The organism is Pseudomonas sp. LB-090624, assembly GCF_003205205.1.
Lineage (GTDB): Bacteria > Pseudomonadota > Gammaproteobacteria > Pseudomonadales > Pseudomonadaceae > Aquipseudomonas.
The window spans coordinates 85,996-101,113 of sequence record NZ_QJRL01000011.1 but is presented as its reverse complement, the minus strand read 5'-3'; the positions used below and the strand labels follow the sequence as shown (position 1 = coordinate 101,113).

Annotated in this window: 18 protein-coding genes; all 18 read left to right on the top strand. The window is 62.5% G+C overall.

Annotated elements, in window-relative coordinates; translation table 11 throughout:
- Positions 1-126 precede the first annotated feature (126 nt).
- The 18 genes from trmJ (at position 127) to bamB (ending at position 15,109) form a co-directional block, all read left to right on the top strand.
- Positions 127-882 (top strand): tRNA (cytosine(32)/uridine(32)-2'-O)-methyltransferase TrmJ, encoded by a 756-nt coding sequence (trmJ, locus tag DMX11_RS13270; protein ID WP_110744933.1) that lies wholly within the window; start codon positions 127-129, stop codon positions 880-882.
- Between the two features lie 3 nt (positions 883-885).
- Positions 886-1,671, top strand: a complete 786-nt coding sequence (gene cysE, locus DMX11_RS13265) for a serine O-acetyltransferase (protein ID WP_110744932.1) — start codon at positions 886-888, stop codon at positions 1,669-1,671.
- Positions 1,672-1,850: 179 nt separating this feature from the next.
- Positions 1,851-2,342: a Fe-S cluster assembly transcriptional regulator IscR gene (gene iscR, locus DMX11_RS13260; RefSeq protein ID WP_008092572.1), complete on the top strand. Its 492-nt coding sequence runs from the start codon at positions 1,851-1,853 to the stop codon at positions 2,340-2,342.
- 46 nt (positions 2,343-2,388) lie between these two features.
- Positions 2,389-3,603 carry an IscS subfamily cysteine desulfurase gene (locus DMX11_RS13255; protein WP_110744931.1) on the top strand — a complete coding sequence of 405 codons (1,215 nt, stop codon included), beginning with the start codon at positions 2,389-2,391 and terminating at the stop codon, positions 3,601-3,603.
- 46 nt (positions 3,604-3,649) lie between these two features.
- Positions 3,650-4,036 (top strand): Fe-S cluster assembly scaffold IscU, encoded by a 387-nt coding sequence (gene iscU, locus DMX11_RS13250; RefSeq protein ID WP_003248539.1) that lies wholly within the window; start codon positions 3,650-3,652, stop codon positions 4,034-4,036.
- A 28-nt stretch (positions 4,037-4,064) separates the two neighbouring features.
- A complete protein-coding gene (iscA, locus tag DMX11_RS13245; RefSeq protein WP_060511418.1) occupies positions 4,065-4,388 on the top strand; it encodes an iron-sulfur cluster assembly protein IscA in 324 nt (107 codons plus the stop codon).
- Positions 4,389-4,396: 8 nt separating this feature from the next.
- Positions 4,397-4,918, top strand: coding sequence for a co-chaperone HscB (hscB, locus tag DMX11_RS13240; protein WP_003248535.1), 522 nt, complete (start codon positions 4,397-4,399; stop codon positions 4,916-4,918).
- Positions 4,919-4,960: 42 nt separating this feature from the next.
- Positions 4,961-6,823, top strand: a complete 1,863-nt coding sequence (gene hscA / locus DMX11_RS13235; RefSeq protein ID WP_110744930.1) for a Fe-S protein assembly chaperone HscA — start codon at positions 4,961-4,963, stop codon at positions 6,821-6,823.
- Positions 6,824-6,826: 3 nt separating this feature from the next.
- On the top strand, positions 6,827-7,168 hold the full coding sequence (gene fdx, locus DMX11_RS13230; RefSeq protein ID WP_021781772.1) for an ISC system 2Fe-2S type ferredoxin: 342 nt from the start codon (positions 6,827-6,829) through the stop codon (positions 7,166-7,168).
- 10 nt (positions 7,169-7,178) lie between these two features.
- A complete protein-coding gene (gene iscX, locus DMX11_RS13225) occupies positions 7,179-7,379 on the top strand; it encodes a Fe-S cluster assembly protein IscX (protein ID WP_003248529.1) in 201 nt (66 codons plus the stop codon).
- Positions 7,380-7,467: 88 nt separating this feature from the next.
- Positions 7,468-7,893: a nucleoside-diphosphate kinase gene (ndk, locus tag DMX11_RS13220; protein ID WP_012316140.1), complete on the top strand. Its 426-nt coding sequence runs from the start codon at positions 7,468-7,470 to the stop codon at positions 7,891-7,893.
- 28 nt (positions 7,894-7,921) lie between these two features.
- Positions 7,922-9,067, top strand: a complete 1,146-nt coding sequence (gene rlmN / locus DMX11_RS13215) for a 23S rRNA (adenine(2503)-C(2))-methyltransferase RlmN (protein WP_110744929.1) — start codon at positions 7,922-7,924, stop codon at positions 9,065-9,067.
- Positions 9,068-9,080: 13 nt separating this feature from the next.
- On the top strand, positions 9,081-9,842 hold the full coding sequence (gene pilW / locus DMX11_RS13210; protein ID WP_110744928.1) for a type IV pilus biogenesis/stability protein PilW: 762 nt from the start codon (positions 9,081-9,083) through the stop codon (positions 9,840-9,842).
- On the top strand, positions 9,839-10,858 hold the full coding sequence (locus tag DMX11_RS13205; protein WP_110744927.1) for a RodZ domain-containing protein: 1,020 nt from the start codon (positions 9,839-9,841) through the stop codon (positions 10,856-10,858). The genes pilW and DMX11_RS13205 overlap by 4 nt, the downstream gene beginning before the upstream one ends.
- A 3-nt stretch (positions 10,859-10,861) precedes the next feature.
- Entirely contained in the window at positions 10,862-11,971 is a 1,110-nt protein-coding gene (ispG, locus tag DMX11_RS13200) for a flavodoxin-dependent (E)-4-hydroxy-3-methylbut-2-enyl-diphosphate synthase (RefSeq protein WP_110744926.1), read from the top strand.
- A gap of 25 nt (positions 11,972-11,996) precedes the next feature.
- Positions 11,997-13,286 (top strand): histidine--tRNA ligase, encoded by a 1,290-nt coding sequence (gene hisS, locus DMX11_RS13195; RefSeq protein WP_110744925.1) that lies wholly within the window; start codon positions 11,997-11,999, stop codon positions 13,284-13,286.
- Between the two features lie 38 nt (positions 13,287-13,324).
- Entirely contained in the window at positions 13,325-13,966 is a 642-nt protein-coding gene (locus tag DMX11_RS13190) for a tetratricopeptide repeat protein (RefSeq protein ID WP_110744924.1), read from the top strand.
- Positions 13,967-15,109 (top strand): outer membrane protein assembly factor BamB, encoded by a 1,143-nt coding sequence (bamB, locus tag DMX11_RS13185; protein WP_110744923.1) that lies wholly within the window; start codon positions 13,967-13,969, stop codon positions 15,107-15,109. It begins immediately after the preceding gene.
- Positions 15,110-15,118: the final 9 nt, after the last annotated feature.

Sequence of the window (15,118 nt, the reverse complement as noted above, 5' to 3'; positions counted from 1 at the left end):
GAAGAAAGCCGATCATTCTAGCAGAAAACTTTGGCGGCAGAAGTGTCACATTTGCTTTCATGGCGTTACGTCTGTCGGTTCTGTAAGATCGAAGGCCCTGATTCCTGCATCTGTGAGCACAACACCTTGCTGCAAAATATTCGTGTTGTTCTGGTCAATACCAGCCACCCCGGCAACATCGGCGGCGCTGCGCGTGCCATGAAAAACATGGGCTTGTCGCGTCTGGTGCTGGTGCAGCCGAAAGAATTCCCCGCCCTTGATGCCAGTGCCCGTGCCTCGGGCGCCGACGATGTGCTGGACAACGCCCAGGTGGTCGACACCCTCGAGCAGGCGCTGGTCGGCTGTAACCTGGTGATGGGCACCAGCGCCCGCGAGCGCAGCATTCCCTGGCCGTTGATCGGCCCGCGGGAGTGTGGTGACAAGGCGGTGGAGCATGCCAATGGCGGTGAAGAGATCGCCTTGGTGTTCGGCCGCGAACACGCCGGCCTGACCAACGAAGAACTGCAGCGATGTCACTTCCATGTGCACATTCCCTCCAACCCCGACTTCAGCTCGCTGAACCTGGCGGCCGCCGTGCAGGTGCTCTCCTACGAGGTGCGCATGGCCTGGCTGGCCGCCGGTGCGGTGCCGGGCAAGGTCGAGAAGGTTGACGCCAGTGAGCTGGCGACCATGGACGAAATGGAGCTGTTCTACGACCACCTGGAAAAAACCCTGGTAGGTATCGGCTTCCTCGACCCGGAAAAGCCCAAGCACCTGATGCCGCGCCTGCGCCGGCTATATGGGCGGGTGGCGGTCGAGCGTTCGGAAATGAGCATTTTGCGCGGCATCCTTACCGAGACCCAGAAAGTGGTCCGGGGCGAGCCGCATAAACGGAAGGACTGACAGATGTTCGAACGCCTGCGTGAAGATATTCAAAGCGTTTTTCACCGTGACCCGGCTGCGCGCAACGCTTTCGAGGTGCTCACCTGCTACCCCGGCATGCACGCCATCTGGCTGCACCGGTTGGGCAACGCCCTGTGGAAGCGCGATTTCAAGTGGCTTGCCCGCCTAGTGTCGAACTTCGGCCGCTGGATGACCGGCATCGAGATCCATCCCGGCGCCACCATCGGCCGGCGTTTTTTCATTGACCACGGCATGGGCATCGTCATTGGCGAAACGGCCGAAATCGGCGATGACGTCACCCTGTATCAGGGCGTGACCCTGGGCGGCACCAGCTGGAACAAAGGCAAGCGCCACCCGACCCTGGAAAATGGCGTGGTAGTAGGGGCGGGCGCCAAGGTGCTTGGGCCGTTCACCGTCGGTGCCGGGGCCAAGATCGGTTCGAACGCGGTGGTGACCAAGGCGGTGCCGGCCGGCGCCACGGCGGTAGGCATCCCGGGGCGGATCATCGTCAAGAGCGAAGACAACGAGGTCGAGGCCAAGCGCAAGGCCATGGCCGAGAAGATCGGTTTCGACGCTTACGGTGTCAGCGGTGACATGCCCGACCCGGTGGCGCGCGCCATCGGCCAGATGCTCGACCACTTGCAAGCCGTCGACGAGCGGCTGGAGGGCATGTGTGGTGCCCTGACCAAGATGGGCAGTGACTATTGTGCCAAGGAGCTGCCGGCCTTGCCGGAAGATGACTTCACCGAGGTTGCCCAGGCCACCCGGCGCGACACTCAGGCGCATTGATTGCGCCGTGTTGAAAGCCCGGTGACATACGGGGCGTGTGCTCACGCCCCATGCCTGCTACAATCGCGCCCGCCTCCCAGATGCAAACCCGACTAAAGCAGTAGGTCTAATAGTTGACTTAAATGCTCGGGAATCGCATACTCGCACACATCCCGAAACTCCCGTGGTACCCAATAGCCATGCGACTGACTACCAAAGGCCGATACGCCGTGACTGCCATGCTCGACCTGGCGTTGCACGCGCAGCATGGGCCGGTGTCTTTGGCCGATATTTCCGAGCGCCAGGGCATTTCCCTCTCTTATCTGGAACAGCTGTTCGCCAAGCTGCGCCGCAGCAGCCTGGTTTCCAGCGTGCGCGGTCCAGGTGGCGGCTATCAGCTGTCCCGGGGCATGGAAACCATCCAGGTGGCGCAGGTCATCGACGCAGTCAACGAGTCGGTCGATGCCACCCGTTGCCAGGGGCTCGGGGACTGCCATGCCGGTGATACCTGCCTGACCCACCACCTGTGGTGCGACCTCAGCCAGCAGATCCATGAATTCCTCAGCGGCATCAGCCTGGCCGACCTCGTCATGCGCCGCGAGGTGCAGGAAGTCGCCCAGCGCCAGGACCTGCGTCGAGTCGCAGGCCGAACCGCCCAGCTGGACAAGATTGAGACGTCAGCCGTCGATTGATCCCTTTGGGACGACGAGCGACGCCACCGCCTGATAGGAGAGACAAATGAAGTTGCCGATCTACCTCGATTACTCCGCGACCACTCCGGTTGACCCACGTGTCGCCCAGAAGATGGCCGAATGCCTGCTGGTTGACGGGAACTTCGGTAACCCGGCCTCGCGCTCCCACGTCTTCGGCTGGAAGGCCGAGGAAGCGGTCGAGAACGGTCGCCGCCAGGTTGCCGAGCTGATCAACGCCGACCCGCGCGAAATCGTCTGGACCAGCGGTGCCACCGAGTCCGACAACCTCGCACTGAAAGGCGTGGCGCACTTCTATCAGACCAAGGGCAAGCACATCATCACCTCCAAAATCGAGCACAAGGCGGTCCTGGATACCGCTCGCCAGCTGGAGCGTGAAGGTTTCGAAGTCACCTACCTCGAGCCAGGCGAAGACGGCATCGTCACCCCGGCCATGGTAGAGGCCGTGCTGCGCGACGACACCATCCTGGTCTCGCTGATGCACGTGAACAACGAAGTCGGCTCGATCAACGACATCGCCGCCATCGGTGAACTGACCCGTTCGCGCGGCGTACTGTTCCACGTCGACGCTGCCCAGTCGGCCGGCAAGGTGGACATCGACGTGCAAAAGCTCAAGGTCGACCTGATGTCGTTCTCGGCGCACAAGGCCTACGGCCCGAAAGGCATCGGCGCGCTGTACGTCAGCCGCAAGCCGCGTGTACGCCTGGAAGCCATCATTCACGGCGGTGGCCATGAGCGCGGCATGCGTTCGGGTACCCTACCGACCCACCAGATCGTCGGCATGGGCGAGGCCTTTGCCATCGCCAAGCAGGAAATGGCCGCGGAAAACGTGCGCATCAAGGCCCTGAGCGACCGCTTCTTCAAGCAGGTCTCCAACCTTGAAGAGCTCTACGTCAATGGCAGCCAGACTGCCCGCGTGCCGCACAACCTGAACCTGAGCTTCAACTACGTCGAAGGCGAATCGCTGCTGATGTCGCTGAAGGACATCGCCGTATCGTCCGGTTCGGCGTGCACCTCTGCGTCGCTCGAGCCGTCTTACGTGCTGCGCGCTCTGGGCCGCAACGACGAGCTGGCGCACAGCTCGATCCGCTTCTCCTTCGGCCGCTTCACCACCGAAGAAGAAGTCGACTACGCCGCGCAGAAAGTCTGCGAGGCTGTCAATAAACTGCGTGAGCTGTCGCCGCTGTGGGACATGTACAAAGACGGCGTTGACATCTCCAAGATCGAGTGGGCCGCCCACTAAGCAGTCGCCGGCAAGAGCGGCTCCCTGATGAGGAAGGAATTGCACCATGGCATACAGTGAAAAGGTCATCGACCACTACGAAAACCCACGCAACGTCGGCAAGATGAATGCCGAGGACCCGGATGTCGGTACCGGCATGGTCGGCGCCCCAGCGTGCGGTGACGTGATGCGTCTGCAAATCAAGGTCAACGAGCAAGGCGTCATCGAAGATGCCAAGTTCAAGACATACGGCTGCGGTTCGGCCATCGCTTCCAGCTCCCTCGCCACCGAGTGGATGAAGGGCAAGACCCTGGACGAAGCCGAAACCATCAAGAACACTCAGCTGGCCGAAGAACTGGCGCTGCCGCCGGTCAAGATCCACTGCTCGGTACTCGCCGAAGATGCCATCAAGGCAGCTGTGCGCGATTACAAGCAGAAGAAAGGCTTGATCTAAGTCGCCTGTTGCAAGGTAAGGAGTCCTGATGGCTATCAGCATGACAGAAGCCGCCGCCAACCACATTCGCCGCTCCCTTGACGGGCGCGGCAAAGGTGAGGGCATTCGCCTGGGCGTGCGCACCACCGGTTGCTCGGGCCTGGCCTACGTGCTGGAGTTCGTCGACGAACTGGCGGACGAAGACACCGTGTTCGAGAACCATGGCGTGAAGGTGATCATCGATCCCAAGAGCCTGGTGTACCTCGACGGCACTGAGCTGGATTTCGTCAAGGAAGGGTTGAACGAAGGCTTCAAGTTCAACAACCCCAACGTGCGCGGTGAATGTGGCTGCGGCGAAAGCTTCAACGTTTGAGGCTGGCTGTGGGTACTCCTTGTCATTACGCATTGTTTGACCTCCAGCCAAGCTTCCGCCTGGATCTCGACAAGCTGGCCACTCGCTATCGCGAGCTGGCCCGCGAAGTCCATCCCGACCGCTTTGCCGACGCCTCCGAGCGTGAGCAGCGGGTAGCGCTGGAAAAGTCCGCAGCACTCAACGACGCCTACCAGACGCTGCGCAGCGCTCCGCGCCGCGCCCGCTACCTGCTGGCCATCAGCGGCCATGAAGTGCCTCAGGAAGTCACGGTCCACGACCCTGACTTCTTGTTGCAGCAAATGCAGTGGCGTGAAGAGCTCGAAGAGTTGCAGGACGAAGCCGACCTTGATGGTGTCGGCGTGTTCAAGAAGCGCCTGAAGGCTGCCCAGGACACGCTGAACGAGGACTTTGCCGCCTGCTGGGATGCCCCAGGCGAGCGCGACAAGGCCGAGCGCCTGATGCGCCGCATGCAGTTCCTCGACAAGCTCGCCCAAGAAGTGCGCCAGCTGGAAGAGCGCCTCGACGATTAACCCGGTGTTGCCCGTGATGACACCTAAGGTATTCAGATAAGCATGGCCCTACTGCAGATTGCCGAACCCGGTCAAAGCCCTCAGCCTCACCAGCGCCGCCTGGCGGTGGGGATCGACCTGGGTACCACCAACTCTCTGGTCGCTGCACTGCGTAGCGGCCGCAGCGAGCCCCTGCCTGACGCGCAGGGCAACGTCATTCTGCCGTCCGCGGTGCGCTACCTCGACGGGCGTATCGAAGTGGGGCAGGCTGCGCGTGACGCCGCTTCCAGCGACCCGCTGAACACTGTGCTGTCGGTCAAGCGCCTGATGGGGCGCGGCCTGGCCGACGTCAAGCAACTGGGCGAGCAACTGCCGTACCGCTTCGTTGGCGGTGAGTCGCACATGCCGTTCATCGACACCGTGCAGGGTCCGAAAAGCCCGGTGGAAGTGTCTGCAGATATCCTCAAGGTGCTGCGTGAGCGTGCCGAGGCGACATTGGGTGGCGAGCTGGTGGGTGCGGTGATTACCGTGCCGGCCTATTTCGACGACGCTCAGCGCCAGGCTACCAAGGATGCTGCGCGCCTCGCCGGCCTGAACGTGCTGCGCCTGCTCAACGAGCCGACGGCAGCTGCCGTGGCTTACGGCCTGGACCAGAACGCCGAAGGCGTGGTGGCCATCTATGACCTGGGCGGCGGTACCTTCGATATTTCTATCCTGCGCCTGACTGCTGGCGTGTTCGAAGTGCTGGCAACCGGGGGCGATACCGCCTTGGGTGGTGACGACTTCGACCATGCCATTGCTGGCTGGATCATCGAGCAGGCTGGCCTGTCGTCCGACCTCGACCCGGCCACCCAGCGCGCGCTGCTGCAAACCGCTTGCGCCGCCAAGGAGGCCCTGACCGACGCCGACGTAGTCAGTGTCAGCCACGGTACCTGGCAAGGCGAACTGAGCCGTGCTGCCTTCGAGGGCATGATCGAGCCTATGGTCGCCCGCAGCCTCAAGGCTTGCCGCCGCGCCGTGCGCGACAGTGGCGTGGAGCTGGAAGAGGTCAGTGCCGTGGTCATGGTCGGCGGCTCGACCCGCGTGCCGCGCGTGCGTGAAGCGGTGGGCGCGCTGTTCGGGCGTACCCCGCTCACTTCGATCGACCCTGACCAGGTGGTGGCCATTGGCGCCGCCATCCAGGCCGACACCCTGGCCGGCAACCGCCGTGAGGGTGGTGAACTGCTGCTGCTCGATGTCATCCCGCTGTCCCTGGGCCTTGAAACCATGGGTGGGCTGATGGAGAAGGTGATCCCGCGCAATACGACCATCCCGGTGGCGCGTGCCCAGGAATTCACCACTTATAAAGATGGCCAGACGGCCATGATGATCCACGTGTTGCAGGGCGAGCGTGAGTTGATCAGCGATTGCCGTTCGCTGGCCCGCTTCGAGCTGCGTGGCATCCCGGCCATGGTCGCTGGCTCGGCAAAAATTCGCGTCACGTTCCAGGTCGATGCCGACGGCCTGCTCAGCGTCGCTGCGCGCGAGCTGGGCTCGGGCGTGGAAGCCAGCATCCAGGTCAAGCCGTCTTACGGCCTCACCGACGGCGAAATCGCCCGCATGCTCAAGGACTCCTTCGAACACGCAGGTTCCGACAAGCACGCCCGTCAGTTGCGCGAGCACCAGGTGGACGGCGAGCGCCTGCTCGAAGCGGTACAGGGCGCCCTGGACGCCGACGGCGAACGCTTGCTCAGCAGTGACGAGCGCGACGCCATCGAATTCCAGATGCAAGAACTACGTGATTTGCTGGCCGGCACCGATGGCGCAGCCATCGAGCAACAGACCAAGCGTCTGTCGCAGGTGACCGATGCATTTGCCGCCCGTCGCCTTGATTCGACGGTCAAAGCCGCACTGGCCGGGCGCAACCTGAATGAGATCGAGGAGTAATCGATGCCGCTGGTGACATTCCTGCCGCATGAGAAGTTCTGCCCCGAGGGGTTGACCGTGGAGGTCGAGCCCGGGACCAATATCCTGGAGTTGGCCCACGACCATCACATCGAGATGGAAAGCGCCTGCGGCGGCGTCAAGGCCTGCACCACTTGCCACTGTATCGTGCGCAAGGGCTTCGATTCGCTCGAAGAGGCCGACGAGCTGGAAGAGGACATGCTGGATAAGGCCTGGGGCCTGGAAGCGCAGTCGCGCCTGGGCTGTCAGGTGGTGGTCGCCGACGAAGACCTGACCATCGAGATACCCAAGTATTCGCTCAACCACGCTGCTGAAGCACCGCACTGAGGGCCTGTACATGAGTCTGAAATGGGTTGATGTACTTGAGATCGCAATCCAGCTTGCAGAAAGCAAGCCTGAGGTCGATCCTCGTTATGTGAATTTCGTCGACCTGCACCGCTGGGTGCTGGCCTTGCCAGAGTTCAGCGACGATCCGTCACGCGGCGGAGAGAAAGTGCTTGAGGCAATCCAGGCTGCCTGGATTGACGAAGCCGACTAAGCGTCATGTGCAGGTTAGGCAATCCCCTGAAACCCGCGTATAATTCGCGGGTTTAATTTTTCGTAACACTCATATTCTGGAGTTTTCCATGGCTGTTCAACGTACTTTCTCGATCATCAAGCCTGACGCTGTTGCCAAAAACGTCATCGGCAAGATCACCACTCGCTTCGAAGAAGCCGGCCTGAAAATCGTTGCCTCGAAAATCAAGCAGCTGTCCAAAGCCGAAGCCGAAGGCTTCTACGCTGAGCACAGCGAGCGCGGCTTCTTCGGTGACCTGGTTGCCTTCATGACTTCCGGCCCAGTTGTTGTTCAGGTTCTGGAAGGCGAAAACGCCATCGCTCTGAACCGTGAGCTGATGGGTGCTACCAACCCTAAAGAAGCTGCTGCCGGCACCATCCGCGCTGACTTCGCCGAGTCGATCGACGCCAACGCTGTTCACGGTTCGGACTCCGAAGCTGCTGCTGCTCGCGAAATCGCTTACTTCTTCGCTGCTACCGAGGTAACCACTCGCTAAGCGAAAGCTTACGGGTGAGGGTGAATCCATGACGACATCTACTGGCAAAATCAACCTGTTGGGTCTGACCCAGCCGGAAATGGAACAATTCTTCGACTCTATCGGGGAGAAGCGCTTCCGCGCCGGTCAGGTGATGAAATGGATTCACCATTTTGGCGTGTCCGACTTTGCGGCCATGACCAACGTTGGCAAGGTCTTGCGCGAAAAGCTCGAGGCCGTTGCCGAGATTCGCCCCCCGGAAGTGGTCAGTGAAGACATTTCCGCCGACGGCACCCGCAAGTGGGTGATCCGCGTTGCCTCCGGCAGCTGCGTCGAGACCGTCTACATTCCTACCGACGATCGCGGCACCCTGTGCGTGTCGTCGCAAGCTGGCTGTGCCCTGGACTGCAGTTTCTGCTCCACCGGCAAGCAAGGCTTCAACAGCAACCTCACTGCCGCCGAGGTAATCGGCCAGGTGTGGCTTGCCAACAAATCCTTTGGGACCGTTCCTGCCAAAGTCGACCGCGCGATTACCAACGTGGTGATGATGGGCATGGGCGAGCCCTTGCTGAACTTCGACAACGTCATCGCCGCCATGAAAATCATGATGGATGACCTTGGCTATGGCATTTCCAAGCGTCGCGTCACCCTGTCAACCTCGGGCGTGGTGCCGATGATCGACGAACTGGCCAAGCACATCGACGTGTCGCTGGCCCTGTCGCTGCACGCCCCGAACGACGAGCTGCGCAACAAGCTGGTGCCCATCAACAAGAAGTACCCGCTGAAAATGCTGCTGGAATCGTGCATGGGCTACATGGCCACCCTGGGTGGCAAGCGCGTGCTCACCGTCGAGTACACCCTGCTCAAGGACGTCAACGACCAGCCGGAGCATGCTGCGCAAATGATCGAGCTGCTGCGCGATGTGCCGTGCAAGATCAACCTGATCCCGTTCAACCCGTTCCCGCACTCGGGTTACGAGCGGCCGAGCAACAACGCTATCCGCCGCTTCCAGGACCTGCTGCACCACGGTGGTTTCAACGTGACCACCCGCACCACCCGGGGCGACGACATCGACGCCGCCTGTGGCCAGCTGGTCGGCCAGGTCAACGACCGTACCCGCCGCAGCGAGCGCTACATCGCGGTACGCCAGCTTTCCGCGGACGTCGAGCTGCAAGACAGCGCCGCCAGCCACTGACCGGGACCTGCCCATGAGCCTGCGCGCCGCGCTGTCGATCCTTGCGCTTTCGCTGCTGGCCGGCTGCGTGTCGGGCGGCGCGGGCGACCCCTTGGCCAGCCGCCAGGGCAGGGTGGAGGCAGGGCGGGCTTATGTGCAGCTTGGCCTGGGTTATTTGCAACAGGGTTTGACCGAGCAGGCCAAGGCGCCGCTGGGCAAGGCCCTGGCCCTCGACAGCTCCGATGCCGATGCGCACGCCGCCCTGGCCCTGGTGTTCCAGGCCGAAGCCGAGCCGGTATTGGCCGAGACCCACTTTCGCAAAGCCCTGCAGGTCAGCCGCGGCGACACGCGAATTCGCAACAATTACGGCAGTTTCCTTTATGCTCAGGGGCGATTTGCCGAGGCCGAGCAGATGTTTCGCCTGGCCAGTGCCGATACCCTGTATCCTGAGCGCTCACGCGTATACGAGAACCTCGGCCTGACCGCCCTGAAGCTCGAGCGCCGCGAGCAGGCGCACGGGTATCTGTCGAAAGCGTTGCAACTCAACCAGCGGCAACCGAAAGCATTGCTTGAAATGGCTGAGTTGTCCTACGAAAACAGGCATTATGTGCCGGCCCGGGACTACTACGATCGTTTCAGCCAGTTGAGCGACCACGATGCCCGTAGCCTGCTGCTGGGCAGCCGCCTTGCCAGGGTGTTCGACGAGCAGGGCACACTGGCCGAGCTTGGCCAGCAATTACAACGACTTTATCCCGGTACGCCGGAATATCAGCAATACCTGTCGGAGCAACGATGAACGCCGCGCATCCCGAAGTAGCAGTAGCGCCTGGCCAGAACCCCGGTGAGCTTTTGCGCCTGGCCCGTGAGAAACGGGGCTGGACTCAAGCCGAGGTGGCCCGCAAGCTCAACCTCACTGTCAGTTCGCTGAACCACGTGGAGACCGGCGCCTTCGACAAGCTGCCGGGGCATACTTTCGCCCGTGGCTACATTCGCGCCTACGCCAAGCTGATGGACCTCGACCAGGCCGCCCTGGTCGATGCCTTCGACCGCCACACCGGTACCCACGCCAAAGGCAGCGATGTGCATTCGCTGGGCCGTATCGAAGAGCCGGTACGCCTTTCGCACAACATCCTGCGCGGTGTCAGCCTGCTGTTGCTGGTGGCCGTGGTGGGTGGCGGCTTCGTCTGGTGGCAGGACCAGGGTAGCCTGCGCGGCAAGGACCTGGCCAAGATCGCCCTGGAGCACGTCGAAGTCGAGAGCGCCGACGGCACTACCCAGATTCACCCGCTCGATGAGCCTGAAGACCAGGCGGTATCCGCTGGCCAGCAAGCCGAAAGCGCGCCCTTGCCGTTGGAGCAGGCTGCTGCCGGGCAACCGGCCGCTGCTGCCGAGCAGGCACCTGCCAGCCCAGCACCCGGCGAAGCCGTAGCTGCTACCCCGGCACCTGCCCAGCAGGCGCCGGTACAGCCGGCTGTCAGCGCACCTGCCGCCCCGGTAGCGCCGGCTACCCCGGCTGCTGCACCGGCCGCGCCGGCGGTGGCTGCCGCCGAGCCCGCCGCAGTGCCGGCTGGTAGCGCCAAGGTTGCCATCCAGTTCACCGCCGATTGCTGGACCCAGGTCAGCGACGGCAACGGCAAGGTGCTGTTCAGCGCCATCAAGCGCAAAGGGGACAACCTCGAGCTGACCGGCAAGCCGCCATTCGCGGTACGCCTGGGCTTTGCCCGTGGCGCTCAGGTCAGCTACAACGGCCAGGCCGTCGATGTTGCCCCGTTCACCAGTGGCGAGACTGCTCGCCTGAAGTTGGGACAGTAAGTCATGCACGGCGAATCTCCGATCAAACGTCGCGAATCCCGCAAAATCTGGGTCGGCAATGTACCGGTGGGTGGTGACGCGCCCATCGCGGTGCAGAGCATGACCAACACCGATACCAACGATGTCGCCGCCACCGTGGGGCAAATCCAGCGCCTGGTCGATGCCGGCGTGGACATCGTGCGTGTTTCGGTGCCGGACATGGACGCTGCCGAAGCGTTCGGCAAGATCAAGCAACTGGTCAGCGTGCCGCTGGTCGCCGACATTCATTTCGACTACAAGATCGCCCTGCGAGTGGCTGAACTTGGCGTCGACTGCTTGCGTATCAACCCAGGCAACATCGGCCGCGAAGACCGTGTTCGCGCCGTGGTCGATGCCGCCCGCGACCGTGGCATCCCGATCCGTATCGGGGTCAACGCCGGCTCCCTGGAAAAAGACCTGCAGAAGAAGTACGGCGAGCCGACCCCGGCCGCACTGGTCGAGTCGGCCTTGCGCCACGTCGAGCACCTCGACCGTCTGGACTTCCAGGACTTCAAGGTCAGCGTCAAGGCTTCCGACGTGTTCATGGCCGTTGAAGCCTACCGCCTGCTGGCCAAACAGATCGTGCAGCCGCTGCACCTGGGCATCACCGAAGCCGGTGGCCTGCGTTCAGGGACAGTGAAATCCGCCGTTGGCCTCGGTATGCTGCTGGCCGAAGGCATTGGCGATACCATCCGTATCTCGCTGGCGGCCGACCCGGTCGAAGAAGTGAAGGTCGGCTACGACATCCTCAAGTCGCTGCACCTGCGTTCGCGTGGCATCAACTTCATCGCCTGCCCGAGCTGCTCGCGGCAGAACTTCGATGTGGTCAAGACCATGAACGAGCTGGAAGGGCGCCTGGAAGACCTGCTGGTGCCGCTGGACGTTGCGGTAATCGGTTGCGTGGTCAATGGCCCGGGCGAAGCCAAGGAAGCCCATGTAGGCCTGACCGGCGGTACGCCGAACCTGATCTACATCGATGGCAAGCCGGCGCAAAAGCTGACCAATGACAACCTGGTCGATGAGCTGGAAAAACTCATCCGCCAGAAAGCGGCTGAAAAGGCCGAAGCCGACGCGGCGTTGATCGCTCGTGGCTGACACACAGAATTCGTAAGGACTTTTCGTGAGCAAATCGCTGCAAGCCATTCGTGGCATGAACGACATCCTGCCAGAACAGTCGCCGCTGTGGCGCTACTTCGAAGGCACCGTGGCCGGTCTGCTGGACACCTACGGGTACAGCCAGATCCGCACGCCGATCGTCGAGTTCACCGAGCTGTTCAAGCGCTCGATCGGTGAAGTGACCGACATCGTCGAGAAAGAGATGTACACCTTCGAGGACCGCAACGGCGATTCGCTGACCCTGCGCCCGGAAGGCACCGCTGCCTGCGTGCGCGCCGTGCTCGAACACGGGATCACCGGCAACGGCCAGGTGCAGAAACTGTGGTACATCGGTCAGATGTTCCGCCACGAGCGCCCGCAGAAGGGCCGTTACCGCCAGTTCCACCAGATTGGTGTGGAAGTGTTCAATCTGGATGGCCCGGACATCGATGCCGAGCTGATCATGCTGACCTGGCGCCTCTGGGGCCAGCTGGGTATCCAGGACGCGGTCAAGCTGGAGCTCAACAGCCTGGGCACCAGCGAAGCCCGTGCGCGCTACCGTGACGCGCTGGTCGAGTTCCTCTCGGCGCGCCTGGAGCAACTGGACGAAGACAGCCAGCGCCGCCTGAAGAGCAACCCGCTGCGCATCCTCGACAGCAAGGACCAGAACACCCAGGCGGTGCTGGTGGGGGCGCCGAAGCTTGAAGACTACCTGGACGAAGAGTCGCGCGTGCACTTCGAGGGCCTCAAGGCCCGCCTGGACGCTGCCGGCATTCCGTTCGTGATCAACACCAAGCTGGTGCGTGGCCTGGACTACTACAGCAAGACCGTATTCGAGTGGGTGACCGACAAGCTTGGCGCCCAGGGCACGGTGTGTGCCGGTGGCCGCTACGACGGCCTGGTTGAGCAAATGGGTGGCAAACCGACCGCCGGCGTTGGTTTCGCCATGGGTATCGAGCGCCTGATTCTGCTGCTGGAAACCCTGGGCAAGGTACCAGAGTCCATCAGCCGTCAGATCGACGTCTACCTGTGCGCCTTTGGCGAACAGGCAGAACTGGCTGGCCTGCGCCTGTCCGAAGGCCTGCGGGACCGGCTGCCGGGCCTGCGCCTGGCGGTCAACGCCGGGGGGGGCAGCTTCAAGAGCCAGTTCAAGAAGGCCGACAAGAGCGGCGCACTGTTCGCCTTGATCCTCGGCGACGACGAACTGGCCAAGCAAGAAATCGGCTTCAAGCCCCTGCGTGGCCAGGGCGAACAACAGAACATTGCCTGGGATGCTCTGGCCGAGCACCTGGAAACCGCGATCGCGCAGGCGTAACGCGGTTCAACAACGAATAGGCGAAAAGGAGTATTGGGGTGTCGAGTACCGATGATGATGACCTGGCAGGGGTCAAGGACTGGTGGAACCGCAACGGCAAGCCGCTGCTGACCGGCGCATTGCTGGCTGGCGTGGTGGTGCTGGGCTGGAATACCTGGCACAAGTACCAGAGCAACCAGTCGCAAGGTGCCTCGCAACTGTATCAGGCGCTGCTTGAAACCAGCCTGACGCCGACTGGCCAGCCCGACGCCACCAAGGTCGCGGAACTGGCCGGCAAGCTCAAGAGCGAGTTTGGCGGAACCGCCTACGCCCAGTATGGCAGCCTGTTCGTGGCCAAGGTCGCAGTCGAGAGCGGCAAGCTCGACGACGCTGCTGCCGAGCTGAAAAGCGTGCTGGACAAACCGGCCGACGCTACCCTGGGCGAAATTTCGCGCCAGCGCCTGGCACGTGTACTGGCCGCCCAGAACAAGGCCGAGGACGCCCTCAAGCTGCTCGACGGTGACGCCGACAAAGCCTTCCTGGCCAGCCGTGAAGAGTTGAAGGGTGACCTGCTGGTACAGCTGGGTCGTGCCGACGACGCGCACAGCGCTTACGAAAAAGCCAAGGCCGCGCTGTCTGATGAGGCGGCGGTCGGTGGCCTGCAATTGAAGCTGGATGACCTGGCTAAAGGGGACGCGTAAGTGATCGGTTGGAAACATGCAGCAGTGCTGACCCTGGCCGTACTGGCCGCAGGTTGCAGCAGCAACAGCAAGAAGGAACTGCCCCCGGCCGAGCTGACCAAGTTCACCGAGGAAGTGGTGCTGAAGAAGCAGTGGAGCCGTTCGATCGGTGACGGCCAGGGTGAAACCTACAACACCCTGGTACCGGCCATCGAGAACGACCGCATCTACGCTTCCGACGTCAACGGTGAAGTCTTCGCCCTCGACCGCATCACTGGCGACGTGGTGTGGAAGAAGGACCTGGAGCTGCAGGTTTCCGGTGCAGTCGGCGTAGGCTATGGCCTGGTCATGCTCGGTACCCTCAAGGGTGAAGTGATTGCCCTGGATTCCAGTACCGGTGAGGAGCGCTGGCGCTCCCGCGTGACCAGCGAAGTGCTGGCTCCGCCTGCCAACAACGGTGACGTGGTGGTGGTGCAGACCCAGGATGATCGCCTTATCGGCCTGGATGCTGCCACTGGCGACCGTCGCTGGATCTACGAAAACTCCCCGGCCGTGCTGACCCTTCGTGGTACCGGTGCGCCGATCGCCACCAACCGCCTGGCCGTCGCCGGCCTGTCGACCGGCAAGGTAGTTGCGGTGGACATCAACAACGGCGTGCCGGTGTGGGAAAGCCGCGTGGCCATTCCGCAGGGGCGTTCCGAGCTTGACCGCGTGGTCGACATTGACGGCGGCCTGCTGCTGTCCGGTGGTACCCTGTACGTCAGCACCTATCAGGGCCGCGTAGCGGGCCTGGACCTGGAAAGCGGCCGCGAGCTGTGGCAGCGCGATGCTTCGAGCTACGTGGGTGTCGCCCAGGGCTTTGGCAACGTCTATGTGAGCGAGGCCTCGGGCTCGGTCGAGGGCATCGACGAGCGTTCTTCCAGCGCCCTGTGGACCAACGACTCGATGGCGCGTCGCCAGCTGACAGCCCCTGAAGTGTATTCCAGCTATGTGGCTGTAGGGGACTTCGAGGGTTACCTGCACCTGCTCAGCCAGGTCGATGGCCGCTTCGTTGGCCGTGAGCGTATCGACAGCGATGGCCTGCGCGCCCGCCCACTTGTGGTCGGTGACACCATCTATGTCTTCGGCAACAGCGGCAAGCTCGAGGCACTGACCATCCGCTGAAGCTATGCT